Origin of the sequence: Actinosynnema sp. NPDC002837, from assembly GCF_040295345.1 — a bacterium.
GTDB lineage: Bacteria > Actinomycetota > Actinomycetes > Mycobacteriales > Pseudonocardiaceae > Actinosynnema.
Genome location: NZ_JBEOVG010000147.1, coordinates 1 through 13,863 on the forward strand (window position 1 = coordinate 1; position 13,863 = coordinate 13,863).

At 70.9% G+C, this 13,863-nt stretch carries 11 protein-coding genes; 5 read left to right on the forward strand and 6 right to left on the reverse strand.

Features of this window, described 5'->3' with window-relative positions:
- Positions 1-1,934: bifunctional FO biosynthesis protein CofGH (locus ABTZ99_RS43130; protein ID WP_499618902.1), on the reverse strand; the 1,934-nt coding region annotated here is incomplete at its 3' end.
- 214 nt (positions 1,935-2,148) lie between these two features.
- Between ABTZ99_RS43130 and ABTZ99_RS43135 the strand changes: the two genes are divergently transcribed.
- Together ABTZ99_RS43135 and ABTZ99_RS43140 are read left to right on the forward strand one after the other, a co-directional pair.
- Complete coding sequence (locus ABTZ99_RS43135; protein WP_498774588.1) at positions 2,149-2,808, forward strand: peroxiredoxin-like family protein; 660 nt, start codon at positions 2,149-2,151, stop codon at positions 2,806-2,808.
- Positions 2,809-3,045: 237 nt separating this feature from the next.
- Positions 3,046-4,695, forward strand: a complete 1,650-nt coding sequence (locus ABTZ99_RS43140) for an FAD-binding oxidoreductase (RefSeq protein WP_499618904.1) — start codon at positions 3,046-3,048, stop codon at positions 4,693-4,695.
- Between the two features lie 105 nt (positions 4,696-4,800).
- On the opposite strand, the gene ABTZ99_RS43145 is transcribed toward ABTZ99_RS43140, so the two are convergent.
- The 5 genes from ABTZ99_RS43145 to ABTZ99_RS43165 all read right to left on the reverse strand — a co-directional run bounded on the left by ABTZ99_RS43145 (position 4,801) and on the right by ABTZ99_RS43165 (position 9,744).
- The gene (locus ABTZ99_RS43145; protein WP_498774584.1) at positions 4,801-5,670 is read right to left on the reverse strand and encodes an NAD(P)H-binding protein; all 870 of its coding nucleotides are present in this window, start codon (positions 5,668-5,670) and stop codon (positions 4,801-4,803) included.
- 19 nt (positions 5,671-5,689) lie between these two features.
- Positions 5,690-6,439: an SDR family NAD(P)-dependent oxidoreductase gene (locus tag ABTZ99_RS43150; protein WP_499618906.1), complete on the reverse strand. Its 750-nt coding sequence runs from the start codon at positions 6,437-6,439 to the stop codon at positions 5,690-5,692.
- Positions 6,440-6,452: 13 nt separating this feature from the next.
- Entirely contained in the window at positions 6,453-7,418 is a 966-nt protein-coding gene (locus ABTZ99_RS43155; protein ID WP_498774580.1) for an LLM class flavin-dependent oxidoreductase, read from the reverse strand.
- Positions 7,419-7,529: 111 nt separating this feature from the next.
- A complete protein-coding gene (locus ABTZ99_RS43160) occupies positions 7,530-7,919 on the reverse strand; it encodes an SgcJ/EcaC family oxidoreductase (RefSeq protein WP_499618909.1) in 390 nt (129 codons plus the stop codon).
- Between the two features lie 184 nt (positions 7,920-8,103).
- Positions 8,104-9,744, reverse strand: a complete 1,641-nt coding sequence (locus ABTZ99_RS43165; protein WP_499618912.1) for an amidase — start codon at positions 9,742-9,744, stop codon at positions 8,104-8,106.
- 317 nt (positions 9,745-10,061) lie between these two features.
- Between ABTZ99_RS43165 and ABTZ99_RS43170 the strand changes: the two genes are divergently transcribed.
- From ABTZ99_RS43170 to ABTZ99_RS43180, 3 genes are all read left to right on the forward strand, one after another.
- Positions 10,062-11,009 (forward strand): LLM class F420-dependent oxidoreductase, encoded by a 948-nt coding sequence (locus tag ABTZ99_RS43170; protein ID WP_498774574.1) that lies wholly within the window; start codon positions 10,062-10,064, stop codon positions 11,007-11,009.
- Between the two features lie 765 nt (positions 11,010-11,774).
- Complete coding sequence (locus ABTZ99_RS43175) at positions 11,775-12,761, forward strand: sigma-70 family RNA polymerase sigma factor (RefSeq protein ID WP_499618914.1); 987 nt, start codon at positions 11,775-11,777, stop codon at positions 12,759-12,761.
- 127 nt (positions 12,762-12,888) lie between these two features.
- Positions 12,889-13,827 carry an LLM class F420-dependent oxidoreductase gene (locus ABTZ99_RS43180; protein ID WP_498774570.1) on the forward strand — a complete coding sequence of 313 codons (939 nt, stop codon included), beginning with the start codon at positions 12,889-12,891 and terminating at the stop codon, positions 13,825-13,827.
- Positions 13,828-13,863: the final 36 nt, after the last annotated feature.

Genomic DNA, 13,863 nt, shown 5'->3' on the forward strand with positions numbered 1-13,863 from the left:
ATGGTGTCCAGGCCGGCGGCGCGCAGTTCGGTGAGCCATTCGCGGACGCTGACGCCGGCTTTGGTGGCGGCGGCGACGATCTCCATCGGGCTGAAGGCGTGCACGTGCATGCCGGGGACGCGGGTCTTGATCGCGCGGACGACGTCGGCGTAGTAGGTGACCGGGAGTTTCGGGTCGATGCCGCCCTGCATGCAGACCTCGGTCGCGCCCGCGTCCCACGCCTCCTGCGCCCGGTCGGCCACCTCGGCGATCGAGAGCCGGAACGCGTCCGCGTCCCGCTCACGCTGCGCGAACGCACAGAACCGACACCCGACATAACAGACATTCGAAAAGTTGATGTTCCGGTTCACCACATACGTGACATCGTCGCCGACCACCTCGGCACGCAACTCGTCCGCAAGCCGGGTCATCGTCTCCAGCGCCGGACCGTCGGCCGTCAGCAGCGCCATCGCCGCGTCGGTGTCCTCCAGGATCCCGGCCGGGTTGTCCGCGGCGAGACGGAGGGCGCGGGCGGTGTCCTCGGGCAACCGTTCGATCGCCTTGGGCACCGTCAACGACGCCCAGTCGCCGTACACGCTGTCGAAGTCGCCACGCCGGTCCTCGGTACGACCCTCGGTGTCGATGGCGGTGTTGAGGTCCGCGCGGCCGTAGGTGTCCAGACCACCGTCGGGCTCCTGCCACTCCCGACCCACGACCGGGGCGTCGGGGTCGGCCAGACCGTCCGCGCGGGACAGGGCGGAGACGTGCGCGGTGAGCCGGGTGTCGATCCACTGACCGGCCGTCGCGGTCACGTAGCGGGGGTAGACGGCGAGGCGTTCCTGGAGGTCGAAGCCCGCTGCGCGGGTGTGTTCAGCCAGGGTGTCGACGTGGGGCCAGGGGCGTTCGGGGTTGACGTGATCCGGGGTCACCGGCGACACACCACCCCAGTCATCGATCCCCGCCCGCAACATCAACGCGAACTCCTCGCCGACCAGGTTCGGCGGAGCCTGCACGCTGGTGGACGAGGGCATCACCAGCCGCGCCACCGCGATCGTGGCGGCCAGTTCGTGCAGGTCCGCATCCGGCATGCCGCGCATCGCGGTGTCCGGCTTGGCCCGGAAGTTCTGGATGATCACTTCCTGGATGTGCCCGTACTGCCGCGCGATCCCCCGCATCGCCAACAACGACTCCGCGCGCTCGGTGATCGTCTCACCGATCCCGATCAGAATCCCCGTGGTGAACGGCACGTTCACCCGACCCGCGTCCGTGAGCACCCGCAACCGGACCGCGGGCTCCTTGTCCGGGCTGCCGTAGTGCGGGCCGCCCTTCTCCGACCACAACCGCTCCGCCGTGGTCTCCAGCATCATGCCCATGCTCGCCGCCACCGGACGCAGCCGCTGCAACTCCTCCCAGCTCAGCACGCCCGGGTTCAGGTGCGGCAGCAGCCCGGTCTCCTCCAACACCGCGATCGCACACGCCCGCACATAGTCCAGGGTGGAGGAGTAGCCGCGGGCCTCCAGCCACTCCTTGGCCTGCGGCCACCGCTCCTCCGGCCGGTCGCCCAACGTGAACAGGGCCTCCTTGCAGCCCTGCGCCGCCGCCGCACGCGCGATCTCCAACACCTCGTCGCGCTCCAGGAACGCCGCCGGCAGCTTGTGCGGCACCGTGGCGAACGTGCAGTAATGACACCGGTCCCGACACAACCGCGTCAACGGGATGAACGCGTTGCGGCTGTAGGTCACCACCCCCGGCCGACCCTCCGCCACCAGATGCGCGTCGCGCACCCGACCCGCGGCCCGCAGCAACGCCTCCAGGTCCTCACCACGCGCGTGCAACAGCACCGCGGCCTCGGTCACGTCCAACACCGCACCATCGGCGGCACGGCGCAACGCACGTCGCATCGACGACCCACTCGGCGTCGGATCCGGCGGGGCGATCGAGATGTCCACGGTCATACAGGCACCCCTCGTCGGTCTCGGACGGTCGCTCCGTCGTCACCTATGACCCCGGCGAGGCCGGACAGGAATCGGCGTGTCCACGTCGTGCTCGCCACAAGCGATCCCTTTGCGCCCGGTACCGGGTCTCTAGATCGGAGCGCCCCGGCGGTGCCCGGACCGACTCGGGCCGTGCCGCCAGGGCCTCCGATGGACCCGAACCGAGGAGAACCACATGAACACCCAGTCGCTCGTCGCCCGGAGCGCAGCGCTGACGGCCTCCATGACCAGCCAGGCGCCGGAAGGCCTGCTCACCCCGTTCGAAGCCGAACAGGCCCAGCTCAGGGCCGCGGGCGTGCCGGCAGGGGCCGCGAAGCCGGGCGCGAAGGTGCCCGACGTGGCACTGCTGGACGCGGACGGGGAAGCGACGTCGCTGTACGAGGTGGCCGACGGCCGCCCCGCCGTGATCGTCACGTTCCGCGGCGCCTGGGGCCCGTACTGCAACATGGCGCTGAACGCCTACGAGGCCGAGTTGCTGCCGGTGCTCGCCGAGCGGGGGATCGCCCTGATCGGCCTCAGCCCGCAGAAGCCCGAGGGCACCGCCGCGACGCGGGACAAGAACTCGCTGACGTTCCCCGTGCTGTCCGACCCGGGCAACAAGCTGGCCACCGAGCTGGGCTTCGCCACCACGCCGACCGCCGACGCGCTGGCGACCCTGGTCCGGCTCGGCAACGACGTGACGAAGCTGAACAGCGACGGCTCCACCAACCTGCCGATGCCCGCGGTGCTCCTGGTCGACCGCGACCACGTGCTGCGGTGGATCGACATCCAGCCCGACTACACCACCCGCACCGAGACCACCGACATCCTGGCGGCGCTCGGCACCCTCGACTGACGAGAACTCACACCGAATCCACGCCTTCCGATTTCCGGGAGGGCGTGGATTCGGCATGCCCGAATTACCGGAAAAGATTTCGACGAATACGAAATACCGCACCGTTGAGGGTGTGATTCCGACCACATACTCGCGGGTAACATTTATTACTCCCGAGGCGTAAAGTTCGCTATCCGTGCTCCTTTTCTCGATCCGATGCTCCTATCGGGTTATGAAGCAGTGAGAAAGGACTACTGGATGCCCCACGAACGTAACGCTGAGTTACCGTCCAACAGACTCTCCCGCCGTCGCCTCTTCAAGGGCTCGGCGGCCGTCGCGATCACCGCTGCGCCGGTGCTCGGCACCGCCACCGCGACGGCGGAGACCGAGTTGGGCTCCCGCACGACGATCGACGCGGCCACCGTCCTGCCGGGCGATCCCCACTACGCCGACCTGGTCCGCAGGCAGCTCAACCAGCGGTTCATCGGACAACCCGAGATGGTGCGGGTCGTCGGCGCGGCCTCCCAGGTCGCGCCCGCCGTGCAGGCGGCGGTGGACGCCGGCAAGCGGATCAGCGTCATCAGCGGCGGCCACTGCCTCGAGGGATTCCCGTTCGAGCCCACGGTGAAGGTCGTGCTCGACGTCTCCAACCTCGACGCCGTGTACTACGACTCCCGGTACAACGCCGTCGCCATCGAGTCCGGCGCGACCCTGCTCGACGCCTACGAGAAGCTCTACCACGCCTGGGGGGTGACGGTGCCCGGCGGCATCTGCCACTCGGTGGGGATGGGCGGGCACATCGTCGGCGGCGGCTGGGGGATGCTGTGCCGGCGCCACGGCCTGATCGTGGACCACCTCTACGGGGTGGAAGTGGTCGTGGTCGGCGCGGACGGCAAGGCGACCACGGTCACCGCCACCCGGGAGCCGACCGACCCCAACCGCGAGCTGTGGTGGGCGCACACCGGCGGCGGAGGCGGGAACTTCGGCGTCGTCACGCGCTACCTGTTCCGCTCCCCCGGCGTCACGGCGACCGAACCCGCGAAGATCCTGCCCCGACCGCCCGCGAAGGTGCTGCTCAGCGAGATCGGCATCCCGTGGGCGAGCCTGACCAAGACGGGGCTGGCCAACCTGCTGCGGAACTTCGGCACGTGGCACGTGGCCAACAGCGCGCCCAACAGCCCCGGCAGCGTGCTGCACGCCGAGATCACCCTCAACCACCAGTCGAAGGGTTTCCTCGGGCTGCTGACCCAGGTGGACGCCGCCGCGCCGAACGCGCAGGCCATCCTGGACGACTACCTGCGGACCGTGCTCAACGGGGTCGGGCCCTCGGGTGGCGGAACCCGCACCCTGCCGTGGTTGCAGGCGACGAAGTACGTCGGCAAGGCCGTCATCTCGTTCAACGACCCCACCTTGCGCGCGGACTACAAGTCGGCGTACATGCGGACCACGTTCACCGATGCCCAGATCGACGCGTTCTACACCTACCTGACCGCGCCGGGCATGGACACCACCGCGATCAGCGTCGGGCTGTCCTCCTACGGCGGCGCGGTCAACGCCATCGCGCCCGACACGACCGCGCACTCCCACCGCGACTCCGCCTACCAGCTGCTGTGGATCACCCACTGGCCGAACCCGGCCGACGACACCAAGTTCCGGACGTGGCTGCGCAACTTCTACGGCGCGGTCTTCGCCGACACCGGCGGCGTTCCGGTGCCCAACGGCCGCAGTGACGGCTGCTACATCAACTACCCCGACACCGATCTCGGCGACCCGACGTGGAACAGGTCGTCCGTCCCGTGGCACGACCTGTACTACAAGGGGAACTACCCGCGGCTCCAGAGGGCCAAGAAGACCTGGGACCCGCGCAACGTCTTCAACCACCAGCAGTCGATCCGGCTGCCGAGCTGAGGAGAGGCTCCGGCCGACGAACGCGGAAGCGGTGTGCCCGAGGACAGGCACACCGCTTCCGCTCGGGTCGGGGCGTGCGCGGTGCAGCGCCGCGCACGCCGGAACTCAGCGGAACAGACCCACGTGGTCGTTCACCCACTCCTCGAAGGTGCGCGGCGGGCGGCCCACCAGCTCCTGGAACGTCGGGAGCACCTGGGACGCCTTCTCCTGGAACTCCGGCCGACCCAGGTTGCCCATCGTGGTCTCCACGACGAGCTTCTGCCGCCCCGCCCTGGCCGCCGCGTCCGCCACGTCGGCGATCGGCACCTCGATCAGCTTGAGGGGCTTGCCCAGCGCCGCGGCGAGGATGTCGACCCGTTCGCGGACGTCGAGCGCCCGCGGACCGCCGATCCGGTAGGTCTTGCCCTCGTGACCCGGCGTGGTGAGCGCCGTGACGGCCGCGGCAGCCACGTCGCGCGGGTCGATGACGGCCACCTTGACGTCCACTTGCGACCAGAACACCGCGCCGCGCTCCCGGACCGGCACGGCCCACAGCCGCGCGTTGGAGCTGAACTCGCCCGGCCTCAGGAACGTCCACTGCGGACCGTTGGGCCACAGCCCGATCTGGCGGACGGCCCGTTCACCGGCCAGGTGCCAGGTGCTGACCAGGTCGGTGAACCCGTACTCGGCGCCGATGATCGACAGCTTGACCACGTGGCGGACACCGGCCTGGGCCGCCGCGGCGGCGAAGTTCGCGTCGTGCAGGGGCGTCTCCGGCCCGCCGCCGCTGAGCAGGAACGCGCTGTCCACGCCGGTCAGGGCGTCGGTCAGGGTCGCCACCGAGCCGAGGTCGCCGGTGACGACCTTCACCTCGCCGCCGAACCCGTGGTCGCGACCGGGGTCGCGGACCAGCGCCCGCACCTCCTGCCCGGCCTCGACCAACTGCGCGACGACCTCGCGCCCGACGACGCCCGTCGCTCCCACCACCAGAATCATGTCTCTCCTGTCGTTGAGCTCAAGCGGTCGCGCCGCCGTCGAGGACGAGGTCGGCGCCGACGGTGAACGAGGAGTCCGGCGACGCCAGCCACAGCACGGCGCGCGCGACCTCCTCGACGGCCCCGATCCGGCCGATCGGCAGGGTCGTCTTCATCCGCTCGGCCTGCTGGGCCTCGGTTTCGCCGCGGATCAGCGACAGCGGTGTGGCGATCGGGCCGGGGCTGACCGCGTTGATCCGGATGCCGTCGCGGATGTGCTCCAGCGCGGCGGTCTTGGTCAGGGCGGTGATCGCGGCCTTGGCCGCCGCGTAGCCGCCGGTGCCGGGAATGCTCTTGTGCGGGCCGATGATCGAGGAGATGTTGACGATGGCGCCGCCGCCGTGCTCCCGCATGAAGCCGATCTCGTGCTTCATCGACAGCCAGGTGCCGGTCGCCACCGACAGGGCCCTCGCCCAGTCACCCGCGTCCAGGTCGGCGACCCGGCCGCCCACCATGACGCCGGCGTTGTTGAACGCGACGTCCAGCCCGCCGTGCCGCTGCGCGGTCGTCGCGACCATCTCCGCGACGGCCGCCTCGTCGGTGACGTCGAGGACGATCCAGCTGGCCTCGCCGCCGGCCGCCTCGATCGCCTTCGCGGTCTGCCGCAGCGGTTCCTCGTCGAGGCCCGCCACGACCACCGTCGCGCCCTCCGCGGCGAAGGCCTCCGCCGTCGCCCTGCCGATGCCGGTGCCGCCACCGGTCACCAGCGCCACTTTGCCCGCGAAACGCATCGCTCTCCCGATCTCAGTCGACCTTCATGGCGTGCAGGCCCGGCATGACGCCGTCCGCGATCGCCCGGACGTTGCGCTCGTAGTGGTCGAAGGAACCCATCCGCAGCACGATGTGCCGCGCACCCGCCTCGACGTACTCCGCCAGCCAGTCGGTGAAGTCCGCGGCGGAACCCCCGTAGTAGAGCTGGTAGGCCCGCAGGGGTTCGATGGGCATGTTGTTGTACCGGTCGGTGTAGTCCTCGAGACCCGCGAGCGCCTCGGCCGGGTCGTCGCTGATGTTGACGGTGACGTACAGCGCCGGCTCGATGTCGCCGGGGTCGCGGCCGGCGGCCTCCGCCGTGTCCCGGATCGCGCGCAGCGACTTCCGGTACTCGTCGGGCTCGATCCGGACCGGCAGCCACCCGTCGTACTGCGCACCGGCACGGGCGACCGCGCGCGGCTTCCCGTTGCTGGCCAACCAGATCCGCGGCCCACCGGGCGTGGTCGGCGGCGACTGGTTGACCAGCTCGGACAGGTCGACGTACTTGCCGACGAAGTCGCCGTCCCGGCCGCTCCAGTGGCGCTTCCAGAACTCGACCGCCTCGTCCATCCGACCCGCCCGCTGGCCGTAGGTCGTGGTGACCGCGTCCAGCTCCTCCTTGGCGGGCAACGGGAACCCGGTGCCGAGCGCGATCCGCAGCCGATCCCCGGCGAGCTGGTCGAGCGTCACCAGGATGTGGGACAGGTAGAGCGGGTCGCGCAGCACCGCGGTCAGCGCCGCCGTGCCGATCGTGACCCGGTTGGTGAGCATCGCGATGGCGGCCAGCAGGGTGAGCGGCTCGAGCCGGTGCCGGGCGACGAACGAATCGCCGACCCAGACCGAGTCGAAACCGAGTTCCTCAACCTGCTGGGCCATTTTCATCAGCGGGCCGGCGTCGGGGTAGCCCAATATCGCCGTCTCCCGGACCGGCAACGCGATGCCGACTTGCACAGCGGCCATGACCCTGATCCTCCTCAACGCCTCCGACCGCTACGGCTCACGAGGCTTCCGATGTCGTGCGACGACGTGGACCACCCGGCACGCCGGCCAGGGGGATGGTGAGGCTGTCGGCTACAGGCCGGGCAGCGCGGCTTCGGAGGTGCGGGTGTTCTGGTAGGCCGCGATCAGCCAGCCGTCGCTGTCCTTGCGCAGCACCCACGTCGCGCGGATGGAGCGCTCGTCGGACGGGACGTTCTCGCCGGGGGCCAGCACGCCGCCCTCGGTGATCGCCACGGCCACGTCCTCGCCGATCGACCGCACGTCCACGATGTTCTGCAGGAGGGTCGTCCCGGAGTGGGCCGACTTGAACTGCTGCGTCACGACCTCGCGGATGACCTCGCGCCCGCTGAGGTAGCGGTCGCCCGAGAGGATCATGCTGGCGTCCGCCGAGTACAGGTCCGCGAACGCGTCGGGGTCGTTGTTCGCCCACGCCTTCGCGATACCGTCGATCACTTCCCGCACACCCGTAGTTTCCTGGACAGTCATTTGGGGAACCCCCTGGAATCCGGCTGAGCTGCCCGGCCTGGTGGCCGGACCCGTGACTCCATAGTCTTGACTTCGGCATCGCGCGGCCTACTTCTAAATTGCCGCACCGAAGTAATTCCCGGTTGCGCGGAATTACCGTGGTCGCGACTCCCGGCCGACGTCACCTCCGCCAGTCGACGATCCTGCCACCCGCCACGAAGCGCAGCGCGGGATCGGCGTAACGGGCCTCCGGCACCGCGTACAGGGCCGCTACGGCAGTCCGCACGTCCGGGTAGCCGAGGGCGAAGGCCTGGAGCTCACCCTCGGCCGGCGCCAGCGTCGCGCCCGAGAACAGCACGCGCACCGCGGCGAGCTCGGCGGGATCGGCGGCGGGCATGGCGCCCGGCGCCGGCGGCTCGACCTCGGTACCCGGGTCGAGCCCCGGCACCCGCAGGTGCCAGTCGGTGATCGCCTGGAACGCCTCGCCCGCACGCACGGCCGTCGCCTCGCCGAACGCCGGCGCGGCGATCTGGAGCGACAGCGGCAGCCCCGAGGCGGTGAAACCCATCGGCACGGCCAGCACCGGGTTGCCGATGCAGTCCCAGTAGCCGGTGTGGATCAGCGCGCCGAGCGCGGTGATGTCGCCGGACAGGTCGGCGTAGGAGGGCGCGCCCATCGACGCCGTGGGGCACACGACCAGGTCCACCGTGCCGAACAGCTCGGCCACCGCGTGCTGGGCGACCCGACGCACCCGCTGCGCCTGCACGTAGTCCGCGCCCGACACCAGCGCGCCCTGCGCGAGCATCCACCGGGTGGCGGCGAAGTAGTCGTCCCACCGCTTGTGCAGGTCCGGCCGGTGGTAGGCGAGGCCTTCGCTGGTCATCGTGATCTGGTGGACCGTCATCACCTCGGCCCGGTACGGCAGCGACACCTCCACCAGCTCCGCCCCGGCCTCCTCGAACCGGGCCAGCGCCGCCTCGAACGCGGTGGCCGTGGCGGGATCGCCGTGGTCGGGGAAATGCCCGTCCCGGACGACGCCGATGCGCAGCCCCGACAGGTCGTGGTCGAGCTGCTCGGGCACGGCGAAGGGCGCGTCCACCGAGTCCGGGTCGCTCTCGTCCCGGCCCGCCACGGCGGCGAGCACCACCGCGCAGTCCCGCGCCGAGCGGCCGATCATGCCGATGTGGTCGAGGCTGTAGCCGAGCGGCAGGCAGCCGGACTTCGGCACCCGGCCGAAGGTCGGCATCAGCCCGCTGACCCCGTTGAACGCCGCCGCCATGCGGATGCCGCCCGCGGTGTCGGTGCCCATGCCCGCGTAGAACATGCCCGCGGCGACCCCGCTCGCGCTGCCCGAGCTCGACCCGCCGGCCCAGGTCGAGAGGTCCCAGGGGTTGCGGGGCAGCGGGAACGGCTTGTCCTGGTCGGGCAGGCCGAGCGCGAACTCCATCGTGGTCGTCTTGCCGCTGATCACCGCGCCCGCCGCGCGCAGCCGCGCGATGACCGGCCCCTCGTGGCCGTCGCCCCAGTCGCGGTCGAACACCAGGCTCTGCGACGTGGTCGGGCCCTCGACCGTGGGCATGATGTCCTTGATGCCCATCGGGATCCCGTGCAGCGGCCCGCGGTCGGTGCCGGCGGCCAGTTCGTCGTCCGCGCGTCGGGCGGCCCGGCGGGCCTCGTCGTCGAAGCGGGACAGGAACACGCCGAGCGCGTCGTCGGCTCTCTCGGCGGCCGCGATGGCCGCCTCGGTCAGCTCCAGGCTGGTGACCTCGCCGGAGCGCAGTGCAGCCGCGGCGTCGGTCAGGGTCAGGGGCAGTTCGGGCATCACGGGCCTGCTTCCTCGTCCGGTGCTGGGTGAAGGTGGGCGCGAGCCGAGCGGGTGGACGCGGGAACCCGCGCCGAGCCGGGAATTCCGCGTGGGCGCGCATCACATTTCCCCCGTCCGGGGGACGGCTGTCAAGCGCCGGCCTGCGGGGCACCCGATCGGCGGGCCGATATTCCACGTCGTGGGCGAATACCGAGGGGCGTACGGGATGCGCGATTCCTTTCGGCCCACCGCGCGGTCTCTACTCCAGAACACCGCTCGACGTCGCGCGCCGCCAGGCCGACGCGGCCCGATCGCACCACGAGGAAAGAGCTAGGATGGCCATCAAACACAGCACGTTCCTGCCCACCGGGTTCACCAACGACCTGGCGGGTTTCACCGACCCGGCCGAGGCGTTCGAGGCGCTGGTCGGTGTCGCCAAGACCATCGACGAGGCCGGCTACGAGGCGGCCTGGGTGCCGGACCACTTCGTCCCCGTCCCGGCCTCGCAGGCGTTCCTGTTCGAGTCGTGGTCGGTGCTGACGGCGTTGGCCCGGGAGACGCAGCGGGTGCGGCTCGGCCACATGGTGACCGGCAACAGCTACCGCAACCCGGCGTTGCAGGCCAAGATGGCCTCGACCGCGGACGTCATCTCCGGCGGCCGGTTCACCATGGGCATCGGCTCGGGCTGGTACGAGCCGGACTACGTCGGGTACGGCTACGACTTCCACGACGCCGGTGAGCGCCTGCGCCGGCTGCGCGAGGCCGTGCAGGTCATCCGCGCCATGTGGACCGAGGACGAGGCGACCTTCGAGGGCAAGTACTACCAGATCAAGGGCGCGATCAACCAGCCCAAGGGCCTGCAGTCGCCGCACATCCCGATGATGGTGGCCGGTGGCGGCGAGAAGGTGACGCTCAAGATCGTCGCCGAGTTCGCGGACGCCTGCAACGTCATCGAGAGCCCCGAGGGCCTCAAGCGCAAGTTCGGCATCCTCAAGGAGCACTGCGAGACCGTCGGTCGCGACTACGACGCGATCACGAAGACGACCTCCACGCTGTGCATCATCGCCGACACCGACGAGGAGGCCGTTGCCGCCACCCCGCCGTTCATGGGCGCCATCTACCCCGGCAACGTCGCCGAGTACGGCCTGGTCGGCACGGTGGAGACCATCCACCAGCGGATCGCCGCCTACGAGGAGGCCGGCGTGCAGGAGCTGGCCGTGTCGTTCCTGAACCCGTTCGACCACGACCTGCTGCGCAGCTACGCGTCGGAGTTCATCAAGTGATCGCAGCTCGCTGATCAGCGGCAGTCGGCCCAGGGCGCCCCGACGCCCGGCCGCACCGCCTGCGGCGCCGTTGCGCTCCGCAGGCGGGCCGCGGATCGGCCGGCGAGACCGACCCCACGGCGACACCGGCTCACGGCGACAGGCCGGGCCACGGCGGGGCCGGCCACGGCGAGACCGCAGGTCCGGGCACGCGGGTGTTCGCCTCTCACAGACACCCGCCCTCGCGGCTGATAGCCGCCCCTTGCGCCGACAGTTTGGCCTCGCACCGCCACCCGCCCTCGCACCGCCAGCTGAGCCTGACGGCGGCACCTACCCTCGCGCCACCAGCGGGACCTGGCCGCGGCACCCGCCGTTGCGCTGACAGGGGACCTGGCGGCGGACCCCAGTTGCGCTGATGACAGACCTTGCGCCGGCACCCGCCCCACGCGCCGACAGCAGAGGCCTTGCACCAGAGACTGCCCACCTGCCGAAAGCGGGGCCTTGCGCAGGCAGCTGCAATCGTGCGAATAACAGGCCTCGTGCCGGCACCCGTCCCACGCGCCGACAGCGGGCCTCGCCCCGGCCTCCGCCCTTGTGCGGACACCCGCCGCGACCGTCCCGGCACGGCCCCAGGCGTCGCCCGAGGTGAGCGGGCGCGATCGTCGGGCCGCCCTCGCGAGCGTCACCCAGCGAGTACCGTGTGCACCTAGAAGCGTCCCACATGACCGCCGACCGCAGCGCCGCCGCCGGGGTCAAGGGCGTCGGCGGCCACGCACGGGAGGCTGAATGCCCGACAACACGCAGTTCGCCAGTGACACCGAGAGCTACCGGGGCGAACTGCTGGCGCACTGCTACCGGATGCTCGGCTCGGTCGACGACGCCGAGGACGTGGTCCAGGAGACGTACCTGCGGGCGTGGCGGTCCTACGGCGGGTTCGAGGGCCGTTCGTCGGTGCGCGCCTGGCTGTACCGGATCGCGACGAACGCGAGCCTGACGGCGTTGCAGCAGCGCAGCAGGCGGATGCTGCCGTCCGGCCTGGGCGGCCCGGCGGGCGACCCGGACACGCCGCAGGTCCCGGCCGCTCCGGGGGTGCTGTGGCTCGAGCCGATCTCCACCTCCGCCGCCTGGGGCCACGACGGCGCCCGCGAGGCCGGTGACCCGGCGGTGATCGTGAGCGAGCGGGAGAGCCTGCGGTTGGCGCTGGTGGCGAGCCTGCAGTACCTGCCGGGTCGGCAGCGGGCCGTGCTGCTGCTGCGGGACGTCCTCGCGTTCCCGGCCAGCGAGGTCGCCGAGATGCTCGACACGACCACGACGGCGGTCAAGAGCATGCTGCAACGCGCGCGGGCGCGGTTGGAGGAGGTCTCGGCCGACATGGACCGGGTCACCGAGCCCGACGAGCCGGAGATCCGGGCCTTGGTGGACCAGTACATCAAGGCCTTCGAGGAGTCCGACGCCGCCGCGCTCGAACGGCTGCTGCGCGCCGACGCCCGCCTGGAGACCGTGCCGAGCGCGACGTGGTTCGCCGGCAAGCGCACGTGCGCGCCGTTCATCGCCCGGCACGCCATCGGCACGCCCGGCGAGTGGCGCCTGCTGCCGGTCGAGGCGAACGGCCAGCCCGGGACCGCGGTGTACCGGCGGGACGAGGACGGCGTGCGACGGGCGTTCGGGATCGCCGTGCTCACGCTGGCCGCCGACGGGATCGCGAGGATCGTGCTGTTCGTCGACCCGGGCCTGGTGGCGAAGTTCGGGCTGCCCGCCACCGCGCCGGCCTGATTCGTCTTCCCGCACCGCGAGCGCGGTTCTTTTCGGCCTCCTGGCCGGTCTCAACTCCCGGGGGCTGCTTGCTCTTCCCCCGGTCGGATGTCCGCACGCCGTGCGTTGACCACAGGAGGCCGTGAGCATGAAGTACAGCCTGTTCCTTCCCACCGGCTTCGGCCACGACCTGGCGGGTATCCCGGACCCGGCGGAGGCCTTCGAGACGATCGTCCGGATCGCGAAGGCCGCCGACGACAGCGGGTACCACTCGCTGTGGGCGCCGGACCACTTCCACACCGTGCCGCCGTCGCAGGAGACCTTCTTCGAGGTCTGGTCCACGCTCACCGCACTGGCCAGGGAGACCGAGAACGTCCGGCTCGGACCGCTGGTGACCGGCAACAACTACCGCAACCCCGCGCTGCAGGCCAAGATGGCGTCCACTGTGGACGTCATCTCCGGCGGGCGGCTCACGTTCGGCATCGGCGCCGGGTGGTACGAGGCGGACTACGTCGGCTACGGCTACGAGTACGGCACCCCCGGCGAGCGCCTGCGCCAGCTCCGCGAGGCCGTCCAGGTGATCCACCGCATGTGGACGGAGGACGAGGCGACCTTCGAGGGCAAGTACTACCAGGTCAACGGCGCGATCAACCAGCCGAAGGGCGTGCAGTCGCCGCACATCCCGATGCTGATCGCGGGTTCCGGCGAGAAGGTGACGCTCAAGATCGTCGCCGAGTTCGCCGACGCCTGCAACGTCATCGAGTCACCGGACGGCATCCGGCGCAAGCTCGACATCCTCCGCAAGCACTGCGAGGACCTGGGCCGCGACTACGACCACATCTGGAAGACGACCACGACCCACTGCATCATCCGCGACACCGACGCCGAGGCCCGCGCCGCGATCCCGGTGTGGGCGCCCGACAACTACCCCGGCGACCTCGGCGAGTACGGCCTGATCGGCACGATCGACACGATCCGGGAGCGCATCGCCGCGTACGAGGCGGTCGGGATCCAGGAGCTGTCCATCAGCTTCGAGGACCCGACCCGGCTCGACGTCATCCGCGAGCTCGCCACGGCCTTCGCCTGACGGCGAACCGCCCGCGTCACCGGTCGTGCCGGTGAC